We start from the raw sequence: 21,549 nt of genomic DNA, 5'->3' as shown, positions 1-21,549 counted from the left end.
CAGGCAGTACTCGGGCCGCACGGCGCAGGCCCTGGTCGGTACTGCCGTCACTCAGCAGCGGAACGTCTGTAACTCGACGGCGTCCGGGGCGGATGCGACCGTCTCCGGACGCCGGGCCGTGCCCGCCGCTCGGACGTCCGTACCACCCCGGTCCACCACGGGCGCACCGCTCACCACGGCGCCCGCCCGGGCCGCTCCCGCCGCCCTCGGCGTCCGTGCCGCCTGCTGCCGGACCGACGGCTCCTCCTCGTACGGACAGGGCTCCCCGGCGCTTTCGGCCTTGGGTGTTTCGCCGCGGGTCCTTTCGTCCCTGGGCCTTTCGCCGCCGGCCCCTTCGGCCTCGGCCCCTTCGCCCCTGGCCCCTTCGGCCCTGGCCCCTTCGGCCCCGGCGCCCGAAGCCGCCCCCGGCTGCACCGCATCCACCGCATCCACCGCCGCCGTGACCGCGGCCTCAGCCGTGCGCCCGCCCTGCGCGAGCCCCGGGACGGCGAGATGCAGCAACAGCAGGCACACCGCCAGGCCCACCGCCGCTGCCCAACGTCGCCGCACCATCAGACCCCTGACCTGCGTCTCGGTGGGGGAGGACGGAGCGATTCGGCCCACCGGGCCGGCACCGGACCAGACCCCCGACACGGCCGGCTGCGCCTTCCAGTAGGCCGAGCCCATCCCGCCCCGTCAAGCCTTTGTGAGCCGATTCGCCCCGCTCGGCCACTTGCTGCCGAATTCCAACGGAAAGCGCTGTCGACGACTCTCCTCCGGCGCCAGGTCGGCGGCCGCCCGGCACGCTCAGCACCTCGCACGCCTTCGGTGCCCGGATGTCGAGCGGCTCGTCGAAGGCGCTGAAGGAGGTGGTGGTGTGCTGTGCGGCGCTCTTGTAGACCGTCCTGAGCAGGTACGGCTTGCCTTCGGCGGCCACGTAGAAGGTGTACGTCCCCTCCTTGTCCGCCTTGTCGGTCACGATCAGCTCGACGGCCTTCGTGCCCTCGACGCGGGCGGAGCCGCCTTTGCGCGCGGTGCCGAACGAGTCGAAGGGCCGTTCGCAGGAGGCGAGACCGTCACCGCCCCTGCCGGCCGGATCCACCGGCGTCTTCACCCACAGCCGCTGCTCGCCCGTGAGGCCCGGATAGCTCTTTCCACTTCTGCAAGTAGGCCCGGTTCGGCCGGACGTAGTCGGTCTCGCCGAGCCGGATCTGCTCCAGGGCGCTGCCCCCGGACCACGTGGTCCGGGATCTGCACCGGCTGTCGAGGTCGGTCACGAGGCGGTTGGTGACCGAACCGCCGCTCGTCGTGCGGTTGGTGATGTCGACGGTGACGGAGTTCAGCTTCCGCATCGTCGCGTTGGCCTCGTCGAGGATGTCGCCGGCGGACTTCTCCTCGCCGGTGCCGCCGGCGCCGCACCCGGTCAGGGCGGCGCCCGCCAGCAGGCATGCGAGCGCGGTTACGCTGGCCCTGGCCTGCACGAAGTCCCCCTGTTGGTCGTGTCACCGGTGATCGGCTTGGCCGTGTCCTCCGGCGATCGGCACGGGAGCCTACCCGCCCGCCGGGTTCAGACCGCGCCGCCGGTCTCGCGGACCAACTCGATCGCCCTGCCGAGGGTGTTGAGCCGCTCATCGAGGCTCTCCCCGGCCGGGTAGAGGCGGACCGTGTCCACCCCGGCGTCCCGCCAGACGCGCAGCCGCCGCCGCACCATCTCCTCCGTGCCGATGAGCGTGGTGGCCAGCACCATCTCGTCGGTCACCAGACCGGCCGCTCCGTCCCGGTCGCCCGCCTGCCAGCGCTCCCGTACCTCCGCCGCGACCTCGGCCCAGCCCTGCCGGCTGTAGGCCCGGTTGTAGAAGTTGGCCGACGCCGAGCCCATGCCGCCCAGGCTGAAGGCGAGTTCCTTCTTCCGGCCCGCGACCATGGCGGCCAGCGCCTCCTCGTCCCGGGCGAACGCGACCTCGGCGCCCTGGCAGACGTCGAAGCCGGCGCGGCTGCGGCCGGCGGCGGCCAGTCCCTCGTCCAGCGGAGCGAAGTAGGCGTCCGCCGCGCCCTCCGGTACGAAGCTGGTGCCGAGCCAGCCGTCCGCGACCTGGCCGGTCAGTCGCAGCATGGCGGGCGACAGCGCGGCCAGATAGACGGGCACGGCGTGCTCGGCCCGCATGGACAGGCGCATCGGCACCGCCTCCCCGCCGGGCAGCGGAATCCTGAACTCCGAGCCAGGGTAGGAGATTCTGCCGCCCGCGAGCACCTGCCGCACGATCTCCACCGTCTCGCGCACGCGAGCCAGGGGACGGGCGAACGGCACTCCGTGGAGGCCCTCCATCACCTGTGGACCGGACGGGCCGAGACCGAGCAGGAAACGTCCGCCGGACAGGTTGGACAGGGTGATCGCCGTCTGTGCGAGAGCCACCGGCGTGCGCGTCCCGACCTGCATGACCGCCGAGCCCAGCAGCATCCGTTCCGTACGGGCCGCGTAGAAGCCCAGGGCGGACGGGGCGTCGGAGCCCCACGCCTCGGCCACCCAGCAGACGTCGAGCCCCAGTTTCTCGGCCTCGACGACGAAGTCGGCCTGCCGGGACCAGGAGCCGAGGCCCGACGCCTCGACGGTCGTCGCCGTCCGCATCACGCCTGAGCCCACTGCCGGATGCGCTCCAGCGCGGCGGTCATGCCGCGCTCGAACTCCCGCAACCTCACGAACACGATCTTCTGCTCCTTCTCCGGCATGGCGTCGATCGCGAAGGAGAGCCCGGAGCGCCCGGGTCCCATGCGCATCCACTGCGACAGCTCGGTCCCGCCGTTCCCGGGCGTGAGGCCGAACCGCCAGACGGCACTGGGCTCGGCCGGATCCCCGACCGCCCAGGAGAACACCCGCCCGGGCTCGCACGCGACGACCGTGGAGGTCGTCTCCCACTCGCCGAACGCCTCGTGCTTGTTCCGCCCGACGAACCGGGCCCCGACCGCGGGACCAGTGGCCCCGTCGACCCACCGCACCGACTGCAACTCCTCGCTCAGCTCGGGCATGCGCGTCACGTCCGACACCAGCGCCCACACCCGCCCCGGCGGGGCGGCGATCCACGTCGTCACCTCGACCGTCGGTCTGTCCGCATACCGCGCGCCCGTCCACTCCATCGCGTGCCGGCCTCCTCGACAGGAACTGTGGCAGCAGAGTTGCGTAATAAGACTCAACAGGTCAAGAGGGAGTGCGAAGTCACTGTCGACAGCGGCCGAGCCGGTGAGCGCCGATGTGCCCCGGGGCGCGGAACCGCGCTCACAAGGGCCGCGTACGCTACCGATGGCTCCGCCCCGGAAGATCGTCACGTCTGACGTGCGCCACGGCAGGGGAGCCATCAGGGATGGCAGTGGCCATGCCGATCCGTCGGCGGGCACCATGTTTCACGGCCGGGCGCGGCCTGGAAGGCCCGCCCGCGCCTTCGAGCGGAGGGACCTCATGGGATCGGCGATGAGCGAGCGGTGTCACCGCCGGCAGAGATGGGCGGCCAGGGGAGCCCTGGCCGCGGTCGCGCTGGCGGCGTCGCTGCCCCTGGTGACCGGCGGTCTGAAAGGACTGCTGCTGCTCGCGGCCGGCCTGGCGGGACTCGCCCTGACCGCGGCGGCACTCTGGTGGGTCCTGTCCCGCCGGGGACCGGCCCGGACGGCGTCGGCCGCACTGGCCGTCGTCACCCCCGTCGCCGTCATCATCGTTTTCGCGGCCGCGAATCTCCTCTGGGTGGTCTTCGCGTCCCTGCTGCTGTGGTGCCTGGCGGTCTGGAGCGGCCGCTACGCCCTGCGCAGCACGGGCCTGCGGCCGGTACGGGTCAAGGAGTACCGCACGCCACCGCCGAAGCGCCCCTTCCTCCTGCTCAACCCCCGCTCCGGCGGCGGCAAGGTCGGGAAGTTCGGCCTCAAGGAGAAGGCCGAGGCGCTGGGCGCCCAGGTCGTCCTCCTCGACCCGGAGAAGCACCAGGACGTCTCCGCGCTGGCCAGGGCCGCCGTGGCCGACGGAGCCGACCTGCTCGGAGTCGCGGGCGGCGACGGCACGCAGGCTCTGGTCGCCGCCGTCGCGGCGGAACACGGCCTGCCGTTCCTCGTCATCTCGGCCGGCACGCGCAACCACTTCGCCATGGACCTGGGCCTGGACCGCGACGATCCGTCCACGTGCCTCGACGCCCTCACCGACGGGGTCGAACTCCGCGTCGACCTCGGCTTCGCCGACGACCGGCCCTTCGTCAACAACGCGTCGTTCGGCGTGTACGGGGCCGTCGTCCAGAGCCCGGGCTATCGCGAGGACAAGGTCGGCGCGGCGCTGGAGCGGCTGCCGGAGCTGCTCACCCGGCAGAGCGGCCCGCGGCTGACGGCGGGCGCCGACGGCACCACCATCGCCGACCCGCAGGCCGTGCTGGTGAGCAACAACCCGTACCGCATGGACGATCCGTTCGGCTTCGGTCGGCGCGAGCGCCTCGACTCCGGAAAGCTGGGCGTGCTCGCCGTCCGCGTCGACAGTGCCGTGGAAGCGGCCGAACTCCTGCTGGCCCCGCGCCCGGAGGGGCTCACGGTGCTCACCGCCCAGCACGTGGTCGTCGAGGCCGACGCACCGCACCTGGAGGTCGGCCTCGACGGCGAGGCGCTCACCCTGCCCGCCCCGTCCACTGCCGCATCGCCCGCCGCGCCCTGCGCGTCCGGGTGCCGCGCAACCGCCCCGGGGTCCCCGAGGCGCCACCCCGACTGGACTGGCGCCGGCTCCGCAAGCTGGCGGCGGCGGTCGGCCGTACCGCCGCACCCTCGCGCTCCTGGCGCACCTGAGCACGGCCTCCGGCCGCCGTCCCCCGGGGAGGCACCACCGACCCCCGTTACCACGCCGTACGGCCTACCCCCGCGGAGCTGCGGTACCGCGTCGTGCAGGAGGCGTTGTCGAACGTACGCAAGCACGCCGGCGCCGTCCCCGTGCGAGAGGGACTGGCCTGCCGGGACGGCCGATGACGCCGCCGGTGCGGGTGCTGACCGTGGACGACCAGGAGTTGGTCAGGACGGCACTGCGGGCCATGCTGCGGCGTACGGACGTCGAGGTGGTGGGCGAGGCGGCGCGCGGGCCGTCGAGACGGCGTACGAACCGCGCCCGGACGTGGTGCTGATGGACGTACGGATGCCCGGCATGACCGGGGTGGGGGCGACCGCGCGGATCCTCCAGGGCTGGCCGCACCCGGGGCCGCGACCGCGCGTGCTGGTGCTGACGACGTTCGACGTGGACGAGTACGTGCACGCCGCGCTGCGCGCCGGGGCCGGCGGGTTCCTGCTGAAGAACACCACGCCGGAGCTGCTGGTCGAGGCGATCGGAGTGGTCGCGGCGGGCGAGGCGAAGCTCGCGCCGACGGTCACGCGGCGGCTGATTCGGGCGTTCTCCGACCTGCCGGCGCCGCTGCTGTCCGGCGTGCGGCCCCGCTCGTCACAGGCCGGCGGGCCGCCCGGCGGCCCGGGCGACCCGCTGGACGCACTCACCCGGCGCGAACGGGACGTCGCGGAACTGGTCGCCCGCGGGCTCTTGAGAACCGCGTACAGATCGCGATCCTCGTACTCACGGCGGAATCGGCGGTGGAACAGGGCGACGGCTAAAGGGTTTTCCCCTGGATCACGAGGCGCCCTTCGGCCCCGCCTGCTGTACCACCTCGAACGACCAGAGCGTCGAGTCGCTCGCCGCGGGCTTGGGGCGCTCGCCTCCCTCGCCGCCGCCCTGGTGCGCGGCCTTCATCGGTCCTTCCATCCAGGCCTGGAACGACGCCTCGTCACGCCACCGGGTGTAGACGAGGTAGGTGTCGGTGCCCTCCACGGGGCGGAGGAGCTCGAACCACTCGAACCCGTCGGAGCTCTCCACGGTGTGCGCGCGGGAGGCGAACCGCTTCTCCAGCGTCTCCCGCTGCTCGGCGGGCACGGTCAGCACATTGATCTTGACTACGCTCATGGCCCCATCTTGCCCGATGGCACATCTGCGCAGGCTGAGTCCCACGCCATCGAGTGTTTTGAACGCGTTCAAATATGAGCTAGGGTCACTCCCATACATCGAGGGGGAGTGACATGAAGATCGTGATACCCGGCGGCACCGGGCAGGTCGGCACCGTCCTGAAGCGGGCGCTGAGCGCGGCCGGACATGACGTCGTGGTGCTCAGCAGGCGTCCGCGGCAGCGGGACGAAGTGCACTGGGACGGCGCGACCCTGGGTCCGTGGGCGGGGGAGATCGACGGCAGCGACGTCGTGGTCAACCTGGCCGGCCGGAGCGTGAACTGCCGCTACACCCCCGCCAACCTCCGCGAGATGATGGACTCACGGGTCCACTCCGCCCGGGTCGTGGGCGAGGCGATCACCGCGGCCGCCCGACCGCCCCGGATCTGGCTCCAGATGAGCACCGCGACCGTCTACGCCCACCGCTACGACGCGCCCAACGACGAGGCCACCGGTGTGATCGGAGGCACCGAACCCGACGCCCCCGGCTACTGGGCCTACAGCGTCGACATCGCCAAGGCCTGGGAGCGGGAGCAGGAGACGGCCGACACCCCGGACACCCGGAAGGTGGCTCTGCGTGCCGCCATGGTGATGAGCCCGGACCGCGGCGGCGTCTTCGACGTCCTGCTGCGGCTGGCCCGGCTGGGCCTCGGCGGCCCCGTCGCCGGCGGCGCACAGTACGTGTCGTGGATCCACGACCAGGACTTCGTCCGGGCGGTCGAGTTCCTCATCGCCCGGGACGACATCACGGGGCCGGTCAATCTCGCCGCTCCCGCGCCCCTGCCGCACCGCGACTTCATGCGCGCCCTGCGGAGCGCCTGGGGCGTCCCGGTGGGCCTGCCCGCGACGCGCTGGATGGCCGAGGCCGGCGCCTTCGCCCTGCGCTCGGACACCGAACTGCTGCTGAAGAGCCGCCGCGTCGTCCCCGGCCGCCTCCTGGACGCGGGCTTCACCTTCGGCCGTCCCGACTGGCCGGCGGCCGCGGACGACCTCGTACGGAGGTTCCGCAGCCGCGGCGTGCGGTGAGTTGGGTCAGCTCTGCCCCTTGCCCTGCTCCAGGGCCTTGCCGGTCATGTCGGTGACCTGCCCGGCCGGGGGCGCGTCCGCCTCCACCTCGGTGCCGAAGTCGGTGAAGTCCATGACCGTGCGCACCGTCACCCGCTGAGGCGAGGACGAGGTGTCGCTGGAGGACCGTTCCGTCGAGCCCGGGGCGGACTTGAGGGTCATGTCGATCTGCTGACGGCGCATGCGGCCCTCTTCGTCGAGCCACACGTCCATCGGCAGAGTCGGGCCGACCTGCTGGCGCAGCGTGTCTCCGTCGGGCAGCCCGGCGACGTCGACGGAGACGCGGTAGTGCGTGGTCCGGACGCCGTCGATCGTGGCCGTGCCCTTCTCCGTCACGTCCTTGTCGGTGATCGCTTTGGCGTAGGCCGCGGACTGTGCCGGATCGCTCATGGACCGGTCGCCCGCGCCCTGCTGTGCGGCGACCTTCCCCAGGTCGATCTTGATCCAGGGCTTGCCGCCCGGCGCCTGCCCCTCCGGCATCTTCTGGTACAGCACCTGATCGATCACCCGCTGCTCGATCCGCTGCCCCTGCACCGTGAGCGTCATGACGCTGTCGCCGTCGTCCAGGTCCACGGCGCCCTGTCCGTTCGCGGTCTGCGAGGCGCCCTGGGCCGAGGTCTGCACGCGCAGCCTCACCTTGGCGGTGTCCTCCTCGGCCGTCCTGTCGTAGGCCGAGCGCACCGCCTGCGTGCCCTGCTCCTGTGCGTTGCCTCCGGCCGAGGAACCCCGTGCGCGGTCACCCGTGCCGTCGTCGTCGCCGCAGCCGACCAGCACCGTGCCGGCCAGCACACCGGCGACGCCTAAGGCACAGACCTTCCTGCCGTTCCCTGCCCTGCCCATCGAACCAGCTCCTCTCGGGTGTGGTGCGACCCAAGTGCCCATGCCGGGCATGAACACACGTATGCGCTCGAAGAGTTGGTCTCGGGAGAATTCCGGTGCGGCCGGTGCGGACCGGTCAGCGGCGGCCGCGGAGCTTGCCCAGCAGCCGCTGGGCCTGGGCCCGCTTGCGAGGATCTGCGGCGGCTCGCCGTGCCTGCTCGACGGCCCGCCGCCCCTGCGGGCTCCGGGCGAACTGCTTGATGCGATTCAGGATGCCGGCCATGATGCACTTCCCTCGTGTTCTGACGTCGTCTTGCCTGTAGCTCGCTTACCCCTCCGACGAGGTGCTCAGCCCTTCGCCCGCCCGGACGGTGCGCGACCGAACGTGTTTGCCGCCGGAGTCAGAGGCAAGTCGGAGTCCATGACCGAAGAGAACAAGCGCACGAATCAGAAGCCGACCACCATACGGACGACCGAGTCCAAGGCCCGCAGCACCGCGGACAAGGCCACCGCGCCGACGACCCGGGCCGCGAAGCGCGCGTCGGCCAAGGCCGATAATGCGGCGTCAGCCGTCAAGGCCGGCGCCGAACGCTCGGCCGAGACGACGACGGCGGCCGTGCAGACCGCGGCCAGGAGTGTCGAGGCGGGCCGCCAGGCGGTCGTCGCGGCCTCGGGCCACGTCGCCGCCACGGCGAAGACGGCCTGGACGACGATCGCCCACCGCAAGGGCGTCGCCGCGGGCGTCGGGGCCGGGCTGACCGCCCTGAGCGCCGCGTCGTACGCGGTGGGACGCCGCGCGGAACGCCACACGCACGGCCCGCTCACCCGGCTCACCGGCGGGCGGATCTGACCCGAGGCGGAGGGCGCCCGGCAGGACGCCCACAAGGCCGGAAGGCGGCGCGGCGCAGCACCGGGTGTCCCGGTGGTACGCGGCGCCGCCTCCTCGTGGTTCCTGGCGCGGACAGCCGGGCCGCCGGTCCGCCGCGTGGCTTGGCGCACATCCGGCCCTCACAGCGGTGCCCCTCTCGCGCGTGACGGCTGTGACGAGGAAGGATGAGAGCGCAAGCGAAGAATTACACCCATGTGGAGGAGCGGGCCCATGCAGCACGAGCGAGCGGGCAGTCCGGCCGGTCCCGAAGATCTCGTCGACGTCGCTCGGCTGGTCACCGCGTACTACGCGCTCCACCCCGACCTGGACGACCCGGGGCAGCGCGTCACGTTCGGCACCTCCGGACACCGCGGAACCTCACTGGCCGGCGCGTTCAACGACGACCACATCGCCGCGACCAGCCAGGCCATCTGCGAGTACCGCGCGGCCCAGGGCATCGACGGCCCGCTGTTCCTGGGCGCCGACACCCATGCCCTGTCGGAGCCCGCGCGGGTCACCGCGCTGGAGGTGTTCGCCGCCAACGAGGTGACCGTGCTGATCGACGAGGCGGACGGCTACACGCCGACCCCGGCCGTCTCGCACGCCATCCTCACCCACAACCGCGGCCGCACCACCACTCTCGCGGACGGCGTCGTCGTCACCCCGTCCCACAACCCGCCCGCCGACGGGGGGTTCAAGTACAACCCGCCCAGCGGCGGCCCCGCCGCCTCCGACGCGACCTCCTGGATCCAGGACCGGGCGAACGAGATCATCCGCAGCGGCCTGAAGGACGTACGGCGCATCCCCCACGCCCGGGCCCTCGCCGCGGCCACCACCGGCCGCTACGACTTCCTGGGCACCTACGTCACCGACCTGCCCGGCGTGCTCGACCTGGACGCGATCCGCGCGGCCGGGGTGCGCATCGGGGCGGACCCGCTGGGCGGGGCGTCCGTCGCCTACTGGGGCCGGATCGCCGACCAGCACGGCCTCGACCTCACCGTGGTCAACCCGCACACCGACCCCACCTGGCGGTTCATGACGCTGGACTGGGACGGCAAGATCCGTATGGACTGCTCGTCGCCGTACGCGATGGCCTCGCTCATCGAGCAGCGCGACCGATTCGACGTCGCCACCGGCAACGACGCCGACGCCGACCGGCACGGCATCGTCACCCCGGACGCGGGCCTGATGAACCCCAACCACTACCTCGCCGTCGCCATCTCCTACCTGTACGCCCACCGCGGCCGCTGGCCTGCCACCGCCGGTGTCGGCAAGACCCTGGTGTCCTCCGCCATGATCGACCGGGTCGCCGCCGACCTGGGCCGTGAACTGGCCGAGGTGCCCGTCGGGTTCAAGTGGTTCGTGGACGGGCTGGTCGACGGCACCATCGGCTTCGGCGGGGAGGAGTCGGCCGGGGCGTCCTTCCTGCGCCGGGACGGCTCCGTGTGGACCACCGACAAGGACGGCATCATCCTGGCGCTGCTCGCCTCCGAGATCACGGCGGTCACCGGCAAGACCCCCTCGGAGCACTACGCCGCACTGACCGCCCGCTTCGGCGAACCGGCGTACGCGCGGATCGACGCCCCGGCGTCCCGCGAGGAGAAGGCCCTGCTCGCCAAGCTCTCCCCGGCCCAGGTCAGGGCGGACACCCTGGCCGGGGACGCGGTCACCGCGGTGCTCACCGAAGCCCCCGGCAACGGCGAACCCATCGGCGGCATCAAGGTGACCACCGACAACGCCTGGTTCGCGGCCCGCCCCTCGGGCACCGAGGACGTCTACAAGATCTACGCCGAGTCGTTCCGCGGGCCCGACCACCTCCGCCAGGTCCAGGAAGAGGCCAAGACGGTGGTGCTGACGGCACTTTCGGCCTGAGCACGGCACGGGACGGCCCGGGCCACGTCACGGTGGCCCGGGCCGGGTGGGCTTCAGCTGCGCAGGCTCCGGGCGGGCAGGACAACATGCGCGGCCGACGCCAGCACGTCCTCGTCGGACGTGAAGGCGGACAGCGTCTCGAAGTCGCCCGGCTCGGCGCCCTCCGGCCACGGCCGGGTCGCGAAGATGAGGTAGGCGTACCCGAGTTCGCCCACGGCCTGCAGCCAGGTCGACGGCGGGACGAACTGGGACTTGAGGTGCTGCACGGTGAGGACGGCCGACCCGGGCACGACGAGCAGGCCGACCGGCAGGCTCGGCCGCTGGGTCGCGTGGACGAGGCCCTCGCCCGGAGGGAGGCCGGCGCCGGTCAGCAACTGCTCGATGGCCTTCGACGTGGCCTCCGGGCCGTTCGCACCGTCTCCGAGGGAGCAGGCCAGGACGTACGGAACGTCCCCGGTGGGGATGTGCTCCGCCAGGACATGACGACGAGGGAGCCCAGGTCGCCGGTGTGCACGGGCTGCGTTTCGGGGGAGATCGAGGTCACCGCGGAACCGTAACGGCGCACCCGGAGGCACTCGGCCCGCTCTCACCCGACTGGACCACGCCCCGCCGGGCTCTCCACACGAACGAGGGCACATCCGCCTCGGGTACCGGTTCGCCGGGGTGGAACGCGATACAGGACACTGGGGGAAGATCCGACCCGGGAAGGACCGTCACGTGATCATCTTCGGCACCAAGGGGTACCTGTACCAGCTGGCGATACTGACGCTGGTCTGCGGCCAGTGCGGCAACCCCGCCGCCCACACGCTCAGGAAGCGCGTCACGAAGTTCACGCTGTTCTTCGTGCCGCTGTTCCCGATCTCGACGAAGTACCTCACGCAGTGCACCTTCTGCGGTGCGGAACAGAAGGTGACCAAGGAACAGGCGGAGCAGTTGCAGGCCCAGAGCGCGAGTGGCAACGGCGGCCAGACGTACGGGCAGCCGCAGCAGCAACACCGGTTCTGAGCCCGGCCGTCCCGGGGCGGGGGAGGTGCTCAGCCGGCCGTGAGCACCTCGTCCGCCAGGCCCAGGTGCTGTCGGAAGGCGTCGCGTCCCTGGTCCGTCAGCCGCACGACGCGGGAGCCGTCGCCGGGCACGAGCCAGGACGCCTCCAGCGCGCGGTGGAACAGGGCCGCGGCCACCGCGCCCGCCAGATGCAGGCGCTGTTCCGTCCAGTCCAGGCAGGTGCGCACATGCGGACGGCCCGCCGCCCCCACCGCCTCGTCCGCGATCCCGAGGCCCGTCAGCCATGCCGCGCCGGACGCGGTGAGTGCCGGGCCGGACTCCCAGGACAACAGCCCACGAGCGGTCATGGCCTCGGTCGTCGCCACGGCGAGGGAGCCGCCGAGATGGTCGTAGCAGACCCGGGCGAAGCCGACGGCGCGGTGCCGGCGGGCGGCGGTGAGCGAACGGACCGGGACCAGCCGGCGGGGCGCCCTGGCCGCCAGCGCCTCGATCATCTCCGCGATGCCGGGGTCCGCCAGACGCACATAGCGGTGCCGGCCCCGGCGCTCCTGAGCCAGCAGACCACCGGCCACCAGCCGGTTCAGGTGGCTCGTGGCCGTGGATGGCGCGACACCGGCGAGGCGGGCCACCTCGGAGGCCGTCCAGGCGCGGCCGTCGAGCAGGGCGAGACAGATCGCGGCGCGCGTGCGATCGGCCAGCAGCGTCCCCAGTGAGGCGAGATCCGGTTCTTCGGCATGGACGTCGAGGCTGGTCACCGGCTGATTGTCCCCGGCCGACACTTCGACGCGCATCGAAACGTCCCGCCCGTAGCGTCCTGAGCCATGACGACCGACACCCACCGAGTGATCCAGCCGAGCGTCCTCTACTTCGGCACGCCCGTCGTGCTGCTGACCACCGAGAACGAGGACGGCACCTGCAATCTCGCCCCGATCTCCTCCGCATGGGCCCTGGGACAGCACATCGTCCTGGGCATCGGCAGCGAGAGCCGGACCGTGCGCAACCTCGCCGAGCGACCGGAACTCGTGATCAACATCGCCTCCCCGGAGCTGTGGGAACACGTGGAACGCCTCGCCCCGCTCACCGGGGCCCACCCGGTGCCGGAGGCCAAGCGGGCGCTGTACCGCTACGAGCCGGACAAGTTCGCGGCGGCCGGGCTCACCCCGGCCGCCGCCGACCTCGTGAAGCCGCCGCGCGTCGCCGAGTGCGCCCTCCAACTGGAGGCACGGGCACGCGCGCTGACGCCCGGCGGAGCGGGCCTCTTCTTCAGCGTCGAGTGCGAGGTCCTGCGCGTCCACGCCGCCGAACGCGTCGTCGTGCCCGGCACCCACCACATCGACCCGGCCGTCTGGAGCCCGCTCATCTACAACTTCCGCCACTACCACGGCCTGGCCCCCGAGTTCGGCCGCGGCTTCCGCTCGGAGACGGCCAGGGCCACCGCCCCCGCCGCCTGACCCGCCCGCACCGTGACCAGAGAGCTGGTCCTGGCCCGCCCGGTCACGGTGCGGGCGCCGGCCCGCCCGCCCGGCGGCGCCGCTCCAGCAGCAGTGCCGCGCCCGTGGCGACCGCCCCCGCGCCCTCCCACAGACCGACACCGACGAAGACGCCCGGCGCTCGCCCGCTGAGCGCCGCGACAGTGAAGACCGTGCAGGTGAGCAGCCGGAACGGCACGGTCCACCGGAAGAAGGCCCGCCAGTCGGCCAGCGCCGCCAGCACGTAGTACACGCCCATGTTGAGAGCCGCCATGGACGACGCCGTCATGAACGCGGGCGTGAAGTCCCCGGCGGCACGCTCGCCCGGGGCGGCGAGACCGAGCAGCGACAGCTGCGCGGCCGGTGAGAGCAGGCCCACCGCCCCGAGGGCGGCGGCGAGCACGCCGAAGACGGCCATGGTCCAGCCGGAGGCCGAGCGGGGGAGACGCACGCCGGGATCGTATCCATGTTCGACCGGTGGCCGGGCCGGTTCCGTTCCCTTTCCCGGACAGCACTGATCCCCTTTCCCTGACCGCAGGGAACCGTGTGGCAACCGCAAGATCCCGGGTACTCGTCCCGCCACGGGCCCGGACCTGTGTGTGGGCCGATGGGCCTCCAGCAGTCGATCAGGAAAACGGAGGCATACAGATGAGCACCGTCAAGGAAACCGTGGAAGTCGACGTCCCGCTCCACACCGCCTACAACCAGTGGACCCAGTTCGAGGAGTTCCCGAACTTCATGGAGGGCGTCGAGGAGGTAAGGCAGCTCGACGACCGTCACAACCACTGGACCACCAAGATCGGCGGAGTACGGCGCGAGTTCGACACCGAGATCGTCGACCAGCTGCCCGACGAGCGTGTCACCTGGCGCACGACCAGCGGAGACACCAACCAGAAGGGCTCGGTCCGCTTCGAGCGCGTCGACGACACCCACACCCGCGTGGAGCTCGTGCTGGACATCGAGCCCAGCGGAGCCGTGGAGAAGGCCGGGGACATGCTCGGCACGATCGACCGGCGGGTCAAGGGTGACATGAAGCGCTTCAAGCAGTACATCGAGGAGCGCGGAGCCGAGTCCGGCGCCTGGCGCGGCCGCATCCGGCCCGGCGGCACCGGCCCCACCCCCTCTGACACCCAGGGCCCCGCTCTTCCGGCCCCGGCCTCCACCACAGACCCGGTGGAGGCCGGGTTCTTTTGTGCCCGCCCTTGTCCCTGATGCCCCCTTGTCCCCGATGCGCCCGTGTCTCTGATGGGCCGGTGTCCGCGACGTACCCGTGTCCCTGATGCGCCCGTGTCCCCGGCGAGGGGAATGTGTGGGGTTTCGGTCATCTCCGTGGCATGCACCTGTCCAAATCGGTCTCCCGGTGGCACGCTGCCCTCTGGTTCGCAGTGACACCCCTTCCTGACCGGGTGGACGCCCCCGCCACCCGGCCCCACAGCAGAAGGAGACCGCGTGACAGGCACACCTCGTAGCCTTCGCTCCTCCGGTGGCGGCGCCCGTGTTCGCCGCACCGTGCTCGGCTCACTCGCCGGCGTCGCCGCACTGCTGGCGACCGGCGTCACCGCCACCCCGGCGAGCGCCGCGCCCGACCCCGGAGCGGTGGTGCCCTCGGCGCAGGAACGCGCCCTCGCCTTCTGGACCCCGCAGCGGATGCGCGCGGCCACCCCGCTGGACGTGCTGTCCGTCGACCGTTCCGACGTGCGGGCATCGGCACCCCGTAAAGGCAAGGCGACCGTCGTGGCACCCAGCACGCCCGCCGCCGACGCGGGACCTCTGGCGATCCCGAACGGTGGCGGTCCCTGGACCGGGGGCGGAGCGGTGACCAAGACCGCGGGGCGGGTGTTCTTCACCTACCAGGGCCGTACGGCCTCCTGCTCCGGCAACGCCGTCACCAGCGCCAACAAGAGCACTGTGATCACCGCGGGCCACTGCGTGAAGATGGAGGGCGCCTGGCACACCAACTGGGTGTTCGTGCCCGGCTACCACGACGGGCAGCGCCCGTACGGCACCTGGGCCGCGTCCAAGACCCTCTCCACGCCGCAGTGGACGGCCAGTGAGGACATCAACTACGACATCGGCGCGGCCGTTGTCGCCCCGCTGGACGGAAAGAAGCTGACCGACGTCGTCGGAGGCCAGGGCCTGGCCTTCAACACCGGCTACAACAAGGCCATGTACGCCTTCGGCTTCCCGGCCGCCGCTCCCTACGACGGCGAGAAGTTCATCTATTGCAGCGGCACCACCTACCGGGACTTCCTGCTGTCCAGCGATCACGGTATGACCTGCAACATGACGGGCGGCTCCAGCGGCGGCCCGTGGTTCACCCAGTTCGACGAGGCCACCGGGGCCGGGTTGCAGTCCTCGGTGAACAGCTTCAAGTACAACTTCCTGCCCAACGCCATGTACGGCCCGTACTTCGGCGCGGACGCGCAGAACCTGTACCGGAGCGCTCAGTCGTCCTGAGCCACCGGCCGGCCGGGAGCCGGGTCCTCCTCCGGACGGCGGGGGAGGACCCGGCTTCCGGGCGTCGCCGCGCAGGCGACGAACACATTGCGCCGACCAGCGGTTCCGACAGAATGCCGGGGTGATCGGCAACCGCGTCACCTACAGCTGCGCTGCGACTGGTCGCCACCGAACTCCCGGACGGCGCCAGGGTGTCCGCGCATGAGCCGGCCGCATGGCGGTTCAGTGAGCCGCGCACCCGGCTCACGCCCGAGCTGCTGCCGGCCGAGGTCCGCGACGCCATCGACCAGTTCGACGGACGCCCGGACTCCACGGACCGCTGCCTGGCGGCCGTCGACGCCTTCCTCGCCGACCGGACCGAGGAGAACCGGGCCGCGGCCCGCGCCGCCTGCCTCGCCATCCCGAGACCCAACGCCACTACGGGTTCGGCGACATGAACCGCGAGGACTGGCCGCTTCAGGTCCTGGTGACCGGAACCGGCGAGCACCTGGACGGCGCCGCGTTCGCAGACCCGGTCACGCGGGAGGAGTACGACGAGGCCATCGCCTACTTCGAGGACCGGGCGAAGTGGATCGCGGAACGGCCCGCACGCGTCCCGGCGGACGGGCCCGCGACACCGATCGCCCCCGCGATCCACCTCATCCTGGAGGACAGACACGCCAACCAGCACATCCCGCAGTTCACCGGCTACCTCCGCCTGTTCGACCACACGGGGCGAGGAGAGCTACGCCGCCGCGGCCCGCAATATCTGGGGCATGGTCGCGGGCCCCCGCATGTACGCCCTGGGCGGCACCGGTCAGGGCGAGATGTTCCGCGCCCGCGACGCCATCGCGGCCACCCTCGACGACAAGAACGCCGAGACCTGCGCGACGTACAACATGCTCAAGCTGAGCCGGCAGCTCTTCTTCCACGACCCCGACCCCGCCTACATGGACTACTACGAGCGGGGCCTGACCAACCACATCCTCGCCTCCCGCTGGGATGCCCCCAGCACCGACAGCCCCGAGGTCACCTACTTCGTCGGCATGGGCCCGGGCGTCCGACGCCAGTACGGCAACACCGGCACCTGCTGCGGCGGCACCGAACGAGGCGGACCTGCGACGCTGAGCGCCAGGCACGGTCAGGTCCGATCCCGAGCGCTCCGAAATCGCCAAATCCGGACCGAAAGTCGTCTAGACCACTCTCGGAGTCTTGAACGCGCCTGTCCGGATCTGCTTGGGTTGCGGACCAATAGCCGTCGTCCGGCGGCGTATTGGGGGGAATGGCTTTTGTGCTGTGCCTGCAAGGGGGCGTGACCGGCGGGCGCGACGGGCGACCACGTCGGCGACCGCCGTCCGCCTGGATCCCGTATCACCGCTGACCAGTCGGGCAGGGCGATCCAAGTCTCACTCCAGTCACACCCTTCATGCAGACCAGGGGAAGGTGCATGAGGTACTTCCGTCTGCTCGTCCTGGGCAACGGCATCTCGGCGTACGGCAGTTACCTGAACATGGTGGCGCTGAACGTCTTCGTCTACGACGCCACCGGCAGCGCGCTGGCCGCCGGCCTCTTCATGGCCGTACGGCTGGCGACCAGTGTCGTGTCGGGCTGGGTGAGCGGACGGCTCGTCTCGGTCCACGACCGCAAGCGCCTGATGGTCGGCGCCGACGTGTGCCAGGCCGTGGCCCTGCTGTCGCTGCTGCTCGCCCCCGAGGGCACGCGCCCGGGACTGCTGTACGTCCTGGCCGTGGTCACCGGCGGCTGCTCGACACTCTCCCAGGTGGCCCTGCGCAGCAGCATCCCGGAGATCGTCGGCGCCGAGCACCGGGTCCGGGCCAACGGGCTGCTGGTGACCGGGCGTTCACTCGCCATGATCGCCGGATTCGCCTCCTCGGGCGTGGTGGTCGCAGAGCTCGGCTACTCCGCGGCGTTCGCGCTGGACGCCGGGACCTTCCTGGTCTCCGCGACCGTGCTGTCCCTGCTTCCCGTCCGCACCAGGGCGGCCACCGACGCAGCGACCCCCGACGCCACGGGCGGCGGCTCCGCGAAGGACCTCGGCGCCGCGCGCTGGACGGCCAGGATGCTGCTGGGCACGGCACCGCTGCTGATGGCGATGATCGCCATCCGGGCGGTCGACGGGCTGGGCTCGTCGTCCCACAACGTCGCCCTCCCCCTCTACTCCAGCAGCCTGGACCCGGATCATCCGGCCACGTTCATCAGCCAGTTCTGGGCCACGTGGGCCATCGGCAACATCGTCGCCCAGCAGGTGATCGGCCGGGTGACCAAGAGGACCGGGCGGACACCGGGGGAGCGGGCGTTCGCGCTCGGCGCCTGTGTGATGTCGGCCGGGTTCATCGTGGTCTTCTGCGGGCTGCCGACCGTGCCCGCCGTCATCGCCGCGCTCGTCGCCGGAGCCGCCGACGGATTCACCGAGATCGTGTACGTGTCGAGGCTCCAGACCGCCCCCGACGACCAGCGCGGCCGCCTCTTCGGACTCACCGCCTCGGCCGAGAACACCGGTTTTGGCCTGGGCATGCTCGTCAGCGGCGCCCTCCTGGAGACCTTCTCGCCGCTCCAGGTGGTGGCCGCGTTCCACGGCCTCGCGATCGCCCTGTGCGCGGCCCTTCTGCTGTGGCTGGTCAGCCGGGGCAGAGCGACACCCGCCCCGCCCGCGGAAGAACCCGCAGGCCGCGACAGACCGAGCGTGACGGAAGGACGCGGCTGATGAGCACGAGCGAGCCCGACCCGCGGATGGCAGTCATCGGCATGGCCTTCCGGCTGCCCGGCGCCGACACTCCCGAGGACTTCTGGCGGATCATCCGGGACGGCACCGATTGCATCACCCGCTTCACCGACGAGGAACTCGCCGCCGCCGGTGTCCCCGCCGAGGAGTACGAGGCGGAGGACTTCGTCGGCGCCTCCGGCCTGCTGGACGACATCGCCGGCTTCGACGCACAGCACTTCGCGATGAGCCCCGCGAGGCCCGGCTCACCGACCCGCAGCAGCGCATGTTCCTGGAATGTGCCCAGCACGCCCTGGAGAACGCCGGCTACCCGGACGAACGCGGCGGCACTCGCGTCGGCGTCTACGCCAGCACCGGATACCACCTGTACACCTTCCAGAACTACCTGCTCAACAACGTCCTGCCCAGGCACCCCACGTCCGACTGGGCGGCGAACATGCAGATCACCGTCGGCAACTACGCCGACTTCGCCGCCACCCGCGTCGCCTACCGGCTGGGCCTGACCGGCCCGGCCGTCAACCTCCAGACAGGCTGCTCCAGTTCCCTGGTCGGCGTGCAGGCGGCCGCCCAGTCGCTGCTCATGGGCGACTGCGACATCGCCCTCGTCGGCGCCACCGCCGTCCATGTTCCGCAGGTCCTGGGCTACCGCCACGTCAAGGGCTCGATCCTGTCCAGGTCCGGCCGCCTGCGGGCGTTCGACGCCGGCGCCGACGGCACGGTGGGAGGCACCGGCGTCTTGGCCGTCGTACTGAAGAGGCTGGCCCGGGCGGTCGCCGACGGCGACACCATCCACGGCGTCATCCGCGGCTGGGGCATCAGCAACGACGGCGCGGGCAAATCGGCGTTCACCGCGCCGAGCGCCCAGTGCCAGCACGCCGCCATCCGCCAGGCGCTGCGACGCGCGGACGTCGGCGCGGACACCATCGGCTACCTGGAGACGCACGGCACCGGCACGCTCAAGGGCGACCCGATCGAGTTCGAAGGCGCGGCCGGCGCCTACCGCGAGGACACCGCCCGCGAAGGCTTCTGCGCCCTCGGCTCGGCCAAGGCCAACATCGGCCACCTCGACGCCGCCTCCGGACTGGCCGGCCTCGTCAAGACCCTGCTGGTCCTGCGCCACGGCGTGATCCCGCCGATGGCGAACTTCACCGAGCCCAACCCCCGCATCGACCTCGACCGCAGCCCCTTCTACATCCCCCGGACCGCCCGGCCCTGGCCCGCGAGCGACATACCCCGACGCGCGGGCCTGACCTCACTCGGCGTCGGCGGCACCAACGTCCATCTGATCCTGGAACAGGCCCCGAACCCGCGCCCAGGACCGGCTCGGCCGCGCCTCCCGACGTGCTGCTCGTCTCCGCGAGCAGCCCCCGAGCCCTCGCGGCCAACGCCCGCGCCTTCCGCGACCGGTTACGGCAGCCACCCGCACCGCAGCTGTCGGACCTCGTCACCACCGCCGCCGTCGGCCGTGCCCACGGCCGCCACCGCCTCGCGGCCCGCGGCTCCACCCCGGCAGCCCTCGCCGACGTCCTCGACGCGTGGCTCGCAGGAACCACGGCAACCACCGGAGCGGCGGTGACCACGGGGACGGCCCCCGGGAGGGAGCCCCGCTCGTGGCGTTCCAGTTCACCGGCCAGGGCGGCCACCACCCCGGCATGGCCTCCGCTCTCTACGCGCGTTTCCCCGCCGCACGCCAAGTGCTCGACACCTGCGAACAGCACTACCGCGACCTCACCGGCGACTCCCTGCTCGCGGCACTGTGTACGGAGGACTCGGGGGAGGCGCCGCTCGGAGACACGGACATCGCGCAGCCCGCGCTGTTCGCACTGCAATGCGCCCTCGTCCGGCTGTGGCGCGACTGCGGCGTCGAACCACAGGCCGTGACCGGGCACAGCGTCGGGGAGTACGCCGCCCTGTACGCGGCCGGAGCCCTGTCGCTCGAGGACGGTCTGCGCCTGACCACCGAACGCGGCCGGCTGATGCGGCAGCGCTGCGCACCGGGCGCGATGGTGGCCGCGCCGCTCGACCGGGCGAGCGCCCTCGCCCTGGCCGCCGAGATCCCCGGACTGGAGCCTGCCGTGTCCAACGGGGACCGCGCCCAGGTGCTCGCCGGGCCCGTGGCGGCCGTCGAGCGGGCGTGCGAACTGCTGGACGACCGGGGCACACCCGGTCATCGGCTGCCGGTCACCCGCGCCTTCCACACCGCCTCGATGGAACCGATGCTGGAGGAGTTCCGGAAGACCCTCGACGATGCGGACTTCCGGCCGGTGCTGCTTCCGTTCGTCAGCGCCCTGGACGGTGTGACCCGCCCGCCCGGCTGGATCCCCGACGCGGACCACTTCCTACGGCACACCCGCGAGCCCGTCCGCTTCGACCAGGCGCTGCACGGCATCGGCGCCGAGCAGCCCGACGTACTGCTGGAGATCGGGCCGCACACCACCCTCAGCGGTCTGGCGCGCCGGGCGCTGCCCGACGTACGGGCACTGCCGTCCCTACGGCGCGGCACCGGGCTCGGCGCCCTCTGGGGAGCGGCCGCGGGGCTGCACTGCGCGGGAGCGGACGTCGCCTGGGAGACGCTCCTGGCCGGCAGCGGCGGCAGACGCATCCCGCTGCCCGGATACCGATTCCAGCACCAGGACCACTGGACGGGGCCGGAGCCGACGGCCCTCAACAGGGGAACATCAGCGAGCAAGGGAGCCGAAGTGGTTCAGCAAGAGGCAGCGGTCGCACGGGTACTGCACAGCATCGTCGATGCGACCGCCCGGCATCTCGGCGGGGATCCGTCGGCGATCGTCGGCGACGCGAACTTCTTCGAGCTCGGCGCCGACTCGCTGCAGATGATCAGCGTGCTGCGGGAACTGGAACAGGAGCACCAGGTCAAGGTGACGATGCGGCAGCTGCTGGAGGAGACGGGCACGCCGCGGCGGCTCGCGGAGTTCATCGTCGCCCGTATGCCGAACGCCGGGACGGGTTCGGCGGAAGCCGTGGGGGAGAGGTCCGGGGCGCCGGAGCCCGCCGCGCAGCCTCCGGCCGTCGCCATGCAGGCGGGCGCACCGCAAGCACCCGCCCCTGCCGTGCCCGAGCCCGCGATCGCCCTGTCCGCGCCCACTCCCGCCACGACTCCCGCACCTGCCCCGGCTCCGGAGTACGCGACTCGCGAGGAGCTGGAGGATCTGGCCCACAAGATCCAGCAGATGTCCCGGATACAGCTCCAGATGATGTCCCAGCTCTCCCAGCTGCTGGCTCTCCAGACGGCCTCGGTGACGGAGCGGCTCAACGGCAAGGTGGCCAAGTGAGCGGGC

Annotated in this window: 20 protein-coding genes and 6 pseudogenes; 16 read left to right on the top strand and 10 right to left on the bottom strand. The window is 72.0% G+C overall.

Annotated elements, in window-relative coordinates; all coding sequences use genetic code 11:
• Positions 1-51: 51 nt before the first annotated feature.
• The 4 genes from PV963_RS00330 to PV963_RS00315 all read right to left on the bottom strand — a co-directional run bounded on the left by PV963_RS00330 (position 52) and on the right by PV963_RS00315 (position 3,111).
• Positions 52-552: a hypothetical protein gene (locus PV963_RS00330; RefSeq protein WP_274813652.1), complete on the bottom strand. Its 501-nt coding sequence runs from the start codon at positions 550-552 to the stop codon at positions 52-54.
• A gap of 503 nt (positions 553-1,055) precedes the next feature.
• Complete coding sequence (locus PV963_RS43365) at positions 1,056-1,460, bottom strand: hypothetical protein (protein ID WP_342456339.1); 405 nt, start codon at positions 1,458-1,460, stop codon at positions 1,056-1,058.
• Positions 1,461-1,546: 86 nt separating this feature from the next.
• Positions 1,547-2,605: an LLM class flavin-dependent oxidoreductase gene (locus PV963_RS00320; protein ID WP_274813651.1), complete on the bottom strand. Its 1,059-nt coding sequence runs from the start codon at positions 2,603-2,605 to the stop codon at positions 1,547-1,549.
• Positions 2,605-3,111 (bottom strand): SRPBCC family protein, encoded by a 507-nt coding sequence (locus PV963_RS00315; RefSeq protein ID WP_274813650.1) that lies wholly within the window; start codon positions 3,109-3,111, stop codon positions 2,605-2,607. The genes PV963_RS00320 and PV963_RS00315 overlap by 1 nt, the downstream gene beginning before the upstream one ends.
• A 319-nt stretch (positions 3,112-3,430) precedes the next feature.
• Here PV963_RS00315 and PV963_RS00310 point away from each other — a divergent pair.
• The 3 genes and pseudogenes from PV963_RS00310 to PV963_RS00300 form a co-directional block, all read left to right on the top strand.
• Positions 3,431-4,782: pseudogene (locus PV963_RS00310) on the top strand (diacylglycerol/lipid kinase family protein).
• Positions 4,783-4,955: 173 nt separating this feature from the next.
• On the top strand, positions 4,956-5,111 hold the full coding sequence (locus tag PV963_RS00305) for a hypothetical protein (protein WP_274813649.1): 156 nt from the start codon (positions 4,956-4,958) through the stop codon (positions 5,109-5,111).
• Positions 5,111-5,251: pseudogene (locus PV963_RS00300) on the top strand (DNA-binding response regulator); the annotation flags it as partial. The gene PV963_RS00305 and the pseudogene PV963_RS00300, both read left to right, overlap by 1 nt.
• 354 nt (positions 5,252-5,605) lie before the next feature.
• Here the strand turns inward: PV963_RS00300 and PV963_RS00295 are convergent.
• Positions 5,606-5,935, bottom strand: a complete 330-nt coding sequence (locus tag PV963_RS00295; RefSeq protein WP_150484911.1) for an antibiotic biosynthesis monooxygenase family protein — start codon at positions 5,933-5,935, stop codon at positions 5,606-5,608.
• 113 nt (positions 5,936-6,048) lie between these two features.
• On the opposite strand from PV963_RS00295, the gene PV963_RS00290 reads away from it, so the two are divergent.
• Positions 6,049-6,999: a TIGR01777 family oxidoreductase gene (locus tag PV963_RS00290; RefSeq protein ID WP_274813648.1), complete on the top strand. Its 951-nt coding sequence runs from the start codon at positions 6,049-6,051 to the stop codon at positions 6,997-6,999.
• Positions 7,000-7,005: 6 nt separating this feature from the next.
• Here the strand turns inward: PV963_RS00290 and PV963_RS00285 are convergent, their stop codons facing one another.
• Both PV963_RS00285 and PV963_RS00280 read right to left on the bottom strand, forming a co-directional pair.
• Complete coding sequence (locus PV963_RS00285) at positions 7,006-7,878, bottom strand: hypothetical protein (protein ID WP_274813647.1); 873 nt, start codon at positions 7,876-7,878, stop codon at positions 7,006-7,008.
• 115 nt (positions 7,879-7,993) lie between these two features.
• Positions 7,994-8,140 (bottom strand): hypothetical protein, encoded by a 147-nt coding sequence (locus PV963_RS00280; protein WP_274813646.1) that lies wholly within the window; start codon positions 8,138-8,140, stop codon positions 7,994-7,996.
• A 138-nt stretch (positions 8,141-8,278) separates the two neighbouring features.
• Between PV963_RS00280 and PV963_RS00275 the strand changes: the two genes are divergently transcribed.
• Both PV963_RS00275 and pgm read left to right on the top strand, forming a co-directional pair.
• On the top strand, positions 8,279-8,707 hold the full coding sequence (locus tag PV963_RS00275; RefSeq protein ID WP_274813645.1) for a hypothetical protein: 429 nt from the start codon (positions 8,279-8,281) through the stop codon (positions 8,705-8,707).
• 249 nt (positions 8,708-8,956) lie between these two features.
• Complete coding sequence (pgm, locus tag PV963_RS00270; protein WP_274813644.1) at positions 8,957-10,597, top strand: phosphoglucomutase (alpha-D-glucose-1,6-bisphosphate-dependent); 1,641 nt, start codon at positions 8,957-8,959, stop codon at positions 10,595-10,597.
• A gap of 53 nt (positions 10,598-10,650) precedes the next feature.
• Here pgm and PV963_RS00265 read toward each other — a convergent pair whose 3' ends face one another.
• The gene (locus PV963_RS00265; RefSeq protein WP_342456338.1) at positions 10,651-11,235 is read right to left on the bottom strand and encodes a DUF5949 family protein; all 585 of its coding nucleotides are present in this window, start codon (positions 11,233-11,235) and stop codon (positions 10,651-10,653) included.
• Between the two features lie 79 nt (positions 11,236-11,314).
• On the opposite strand from PV963_RS00265, the gene PV963_RS00260 reads away from it, so the two are divergent.
• Entirely contained in the window at positions 11,315-11,602 is a 288-nt protein-coding gene (locus tag PV963_RS00260) for a zinc-ribbon domain-containing protein (RefSeq protein ID WP_274813643.1), read from the top strand.
• Between the two features lie 29 nt (positions 11,603-11,631).
• Here PV963_RS00260 and PV963_RS00255 read toward each other — a convergent pair whose 3' ends face one another.
• Positions 11,632-12,357, bottom strand: a complete 726-nt coding sequence (locus PV963_RS00255; protein WP_425540855.1) for an ArsR/SmtB family transcription factor — start codon at positions 12,355-12,357, stop codon at positions 11,632-11,634.
• 66 nt (positions 12,358-12,423) lie between these two features.
• On the opposite strand from PV963_RS00255, the gene PV963_RS00250 reads away from it, so the two are divergent.
• A complete protein-coding gene (locus PV963_RS00250) occupies positions 12,424-13,053 on the top strand; it encodes a flavin reductase family protein (RefSeq protein WP_274813641.1) in 630 nt (209 codons plus the stop codon).
• Between the two features lie 43 nt (positions 13,054-13,096).
• Here the strand turns inward: PV963_RS00250 and PV963_RS00245 are convergent, their stop codons facing one another.
• On the bottom strand, positions 13,097-13,489 hold the full coding sequence (locus tag PV963_RS00245) for a hypothetical protein (RefSeq protein WP_274821898.1): 393 nt from the start codon (positions 13,487-13,489) through the stop codon (positions 13,097-13,099).
• A 230-nt stretch (positions 13,490-13,719) separates the two neighbouring features.
• Here PV963_RS00245 and PV963_RS00240 point away from each other — a divergent pair.
• From PV963_RS00240 to PV963_RS00205, 8 genes and pseudogenes are all read left to right on the top strand, one after another.
• Positions 13,720-14,175, top strand: a pseudogene (locus tag PV963_RS00240) (SRPBCC family protein); the annotation flags it as partial.
• A 345-nt stretch (positions 14,176-14,520) separates the two neighbouring features.
• Positions 14,521-15,528, top strand: a complete 1,008-nt coding sequence (locus PV963_RS00235; protein WP_274813640.1) for a trypsin-like serine peptidase — start codon at positions 14,521-14,523, stop codon at positions 15,526-15,528.
• 191 nt (positions 15,529-15,719) lie between these two features.
• Positions 15,720-16,051 (top strand): annotated as a pseudogene (locus PV963_RS00230) (DUF7639 domain-containing protein); the annotation flags it as partial.
• A gap of 232 nt (positions 16,052-16,283) precedes the next feature.
• Positions 16,284-16,823 carry a beta-L-arabinofuranosidase domain-containing protein gene (locus tag PV963_RS43755; protein ID WP_425540854.1) on the top strand — a complete coding sequence of 180 codons (540 nt, stop codon included), beginning with the start codon at positions 16,284-16,286 and terminating at the stop codon, positions 16,821-16,823.
• 131 nt (positions 16,824-16,954) lie between these two features.
• Positions 16,955-18,232 carry an MFS transporter gene (locus PV963_RS00220; protein WP_274813638.1) on the top strand — a complete coding sequence of 426 codons (1,278 nt, stop codon included), beginning with the start codon at positions 16,955-16,957 and terminating at the stop codon, positions 18,230-18,232.
• Positions 18,232-19,523: pseudogene (locus tag PV963_RS00210) on the top strand (polyketide synthase); the annotation flags it as partial. The gene PV963_RS00220 and the pseudogene PV963_RS00210, both read left to right, overlap by 1 nt.
• Before the next feature lie 68 nt (positions 19,524-19,591).
• Positions 19,592-19,738 (top strand): annotated as a pseudogene (locus tag PV963_RS43750) (hypothetical protein); the annotation flags it as partial.
• A 122-nt stretch (positions 19,739-19,860) separates the two neighbouring features.
• Positions 19,861-21,543 carry an acyltransferase domain-containing protein gene (locus PV963_RS00205; protein ID WP_274813636.1) on the top strand — a complete coding sequence of 561 codons (1,683 nt, stop codon included), beginning with the start codon at positions 19,861-19,863 and terminating at the stop codon, positions 21,541-21,543.
• Positions 21,544-21,549: the final 6 nt, after the last annotated feature.

It is taken from the genome of Streptomyces coeruleorubidus, from assembly GCF_028885415.1.
GTDB lineage: Bacteria > Actinomycetota > Actinomycetes > Streptomycetales > Streptomycetaceae > Streptomyces > Streptomyces coeruleorubidus_A.
The sequence above is the reverse complement of the archived record's forward strand: the minus strand, read 5'-3'. Positions and strand labels throughout refer to the sequence as shown.